Origin of the sequence: Yoonia sp. R2-816 (assembly GCF_046762905.1) — a bacterium.
GTDB lineage: Bacteria > Pseudomonadota > Alphaproteobacteria > Rhodobacterales > Rhodobacteraceae > Yoonia.
The window spans coordinates 1-3,607 of the sequence record NZ_JBKQXN010000219.1 but is presented as its reverse complement, the minus strand read 5'-3'; the positions used below and the strand labels follow the sequence as shown (position 1 = coordinate 3,607).

Here is a 3,607-nt window from a genome sequence, read left to right as displayed (position 1 = left end):
AGTCCAATCCAGCCTTTCGCCTCTGCTGAACCGCTTTCCCTAGCTGGTTAGTATTCCAAAAGATGATGATTGCAGCGAGCAGATTGAGACCCGCCATGCGGTAGTGTTGTGCCTCTGCGGTTCGATCACGGATTTCGCCCTGACGACCAATACGCAGAGCGTTTTTAAGGGCATGATGCGCCTCGCCTTTGTTCAGGCCAATTTGGGCGCGCCGCTGCATGTCGGCATCAAGCAACCAGTCAATGATGAAGAGCGTGCGCTCGATGCGACCAATTTCCCGAAGTGCTACAGCCAAGTCATGCTGGCGGGGATAGGACGCAAACTTTCGCAGGAGCTGGCTGGGCGGCATGATGCCTGCAACCATGGTGGCCGCACTTCTTAGGATGTCAGGCCAGTTCTCAATGATCGTGCTTTCTCTGATTTTGCCGCCAATCAGTCCCTTCAGTTCTTTCGGTGTGGATGCTGGATCAAAGACATACAGACGTTTGGACGGAAGATCGCGAATGCGCGGGATGAACCGATAGGCCAGAAGTGACGTCACAGCAAAAACGTGATCCGTGAAACCGCCGGTGTCCGCATATTGTTCGCGGATTTTTCGACCGGTCGGATTCATTAACAGACCGTCGAGAATGTAGGGCGCTTCGCTGACTGTCGCGGGGATGTCCTGTGTTGCGAAGGGGCCAAACTGATCCGAGACATGGGTGTACGCTTTCAACCCTGGATCGTTGCCGTATTTAGCGTTGATGAGGTTCATGGCCTCACCTTGACGGGTGGTGGGAAAGAACTGACCATCGCTTGATGCCGTTGTGCCCGCACCCCAGAACTGTGCCATGTGCAGAGATGATTGCGCTTCGATCACCGTTGCCAACGCCCGATTGATGGCATCACTCTCGATGTGCCATCGCGACAAACGGGAGAGCTGGAAATATTCGTGGGTGTTGGACGCTTCGGCCATCTTGCTCAGTCCAAGATTGAGACCTTCAGCTAGTAGGACGTTCAACAATCCAATTTTGTCGGAGCAAGGCACGCCAGTTCGAAGATGCGTGAAGGCATCGGTAAAACCAGTAGCCTTGTCCACTTCGAGGAGCATGTCTGTGATGCGCACATCAGGAAGGCGGCGGTAAAGATCAAGGACGAGTTGATCCGCCTCTGCCGGAACATTCGCTGACAGTCGGTCGAGTTTGAGCGTTCCGTTTTCGATTGAACCACCCGGTATGGCACCGTGTCTGGCCGCTTTGGCGAGCCTGCTCAAGCCGTCCGCCATTCGTGTCTTGCGATCTTCCAACCATGCCATCGGCTCAAATGGAATACTCAGGCGTGGTGTATTTTGCACCGCTGCCAGCGGGACCAAAGCCTGTTTGAGGTCTGCATACCGCCGCGAATGAGACAACCAGATATCTCCAGAACGAAAAGCATCACGCATGTGAAACAGGACGGCGACTTCCCATAGTTTGTGATCACCGGCACCTTGCGCCTGAAGATGGCGGTGCCATTTGGAGTTGCGCCGCAAGAATGTCGCCGGGTGGTTGGCTTTGCTTTCGCCATCCCCAATGATCTGGGCAGCTTCAATCAACGGTTCAGAAATGGGTGCCGCTTTTGTATCCAGCGCCGTTATCATACGCGGAGCATAGCGCCTGAAGCGGTAAAAACCCTGAGATATATGGGCCAAGGGCTCGGCAGCCATCTTGTCGGTCAGTTGCGTTGCCATTGCGACAAGTTGCTCAAGGTCATCCCAGCCGCCAGTAGAAATAACTGCATCTTCGAGGTCCACACCGTCGCCGCTCGCTTCAATCAACGCGGCGCCCAGGTTGGAGAAGCCTCGCAGGGTCGTTTGTAACGCCGTCTTTGAGTCCGCGAACTGGGCATCACACAGCCTCTTGGCGTCACGCCAAGTTTTCCCAACGATGCGATCATGGGTCTCCACGATCGCATCGGCGATTGCCGCTTTCCATTCGAAGACACAGACGGCAAGAATAGCCAAACGCCGGTCGCTCGTAATATCATTCAAACCATCGGTGAAGTAGCGCTCACCCTGACGGCGCAGGCGCGTGATCCGATGGGGCGGCACATCGTCAAAAAAGCGGGAAGGCAGATCAAACTGTTTTAGAATTTCCAGACGATCAAGCAGACGGTTGATATCGGCGGAGTTCTTGCCCACCTCGAATTGGCGCAACCAGATAAACCGACTGAGCCGACCAGCCACGTCTTCCGACAGCAATGCGTCGAGCTGAACTTGCAAGTTCTGACCCAATCGGCTGACAATGCGTGCCTCAATCCGTCGTTCCGCTTCAACAAGCGCGTCCGCGCATAATCGCTCTATGCTGGAGACAGCCGGTAAAATGATCTGGGTTCGTCGGCATTCTGCCACAAAACGCCGCGCCAGGTCTTCGTTGGATCGTGCCTGCTCAGCTTGCACGTCGAGCCAATCTTTCAGATCACGGGACCCGCGCCCGGTAAACATCTTGTACCCGTAGATAGATCTAAGATCGACCAAATGCCGTCGCCGTGTCACGTCGGTTTCGGCATATCCGGCTAGATCGACACCCTTAACTCCAATTTGGGCTGCAACAAATTCTGCCACTTCCAAGGGAATTACCTCGCCCGCGATCAACAAACGGCCCGGATAGCGGAAGGCACAAAGCTGAAGCGCAAATCCGAGTTGATTGTGTGCGAGGCGTCTAGCGCGGATGTGCTCAATATCGTCATCGGCCAAGGTGTAGTGTCGCAACATCGAAGGTTCGTCAATCGGTAGATCAAAGAGTGATGCGCGGCTGCGCTCTGTCAAAATCTGGCGTCTTGGCATTTGATATTGTCCTTGTTAAACATTAGTCTGTTCGGGACAATATACGCACCAACAAAATCAACAACTTACAACGCCAAAATCGGAGGGGGTTCAATTGGGACAACGTGCTGCCATTTATGCCCGCGTTTCCACGTCAGACCAATCCTGCGAACGACAGGTTACAGAACTGACAGCTTTTGCCGAACGCGGTGGGTATGATGTGATCTGCACCTTCAAGGAAACTGCATCTGGCATCAAAGCAAATCGTGCTGAGCGCAGTAAGATCATTGCTTTGGCTCAGGCGCGAAAGATTGACGTTGTACTGGTTTCCGAACTCAGCCGATGGGGGCGGTCTACACAGGATTTACTCGACACCCTGAACAGAATGGCTGGCTGGAAGGTTTCTATTGTCGCAATGAGTGGCATGACATTCGAACTTGGCACGCCACACGGTCGCATGATGGCGACCATGTTAGCTGGAATTGCCCAGTTTGAACGTGATCTCCTCAGTGAACGCGTGAAATCTGGTCTGGCCGCAGCCCGTGCACGCGGCAAAAAACTTGGCCGCCAGCCGGGCCAACGGCCGAAATCTGACAAACTCATGCCGAAGGTACTGGAGTTGGTTGCAGATGGCCGTTCATATCGCTGGATCGCTCGTGACCTCGGAATTTCGAAAAACACCGTTGGAGAAATAGTGAAACGGCATAGACAATCGTGCTGATGCTGACAAACCTCCGACAGCAACACCGGACCTTAATGCAAGATGCGGCGAATAACGGTTGAGAGCTGATGCTGCGCCGCATCCGAGGTCTGCTTGGAGCCCAA

The 3,607-nt window shown here is 54.1% G+C and carries 2 protein-coding genes; one reads left to right on the top strand and one right to left on the bottom strand.

Going from position 1 to position 3,607, the window contains the following annotated elements:
- On the bottom strand, nucleotides 1-2,803 hold a 2,803-nt coding region (locus ACFWW2_RS15855), incomplete at its 3' end, for a Tn3 family transposase (RefSeq protein WP_393929473.1).
- A 94-nt stretch (nucleotides 2,804-2,897) separates the two neighbouring features.
- On the opposite strand from ACFWW2_RS15855, the gene ACFWW2_RS15850 reads away from it, so the two are divergent.
- A complete protein-coding gene (locus ACFWW2_RS15850; protein WP_393929471.1) occupies nucleotides 2,898-3,503 on the top strand; it encodes a recombinase family protein in 606 nt (201 codons plus the stop codon).
- Nucleotides 3,504-3,607 lie beyond the last annotated feature (104 nt).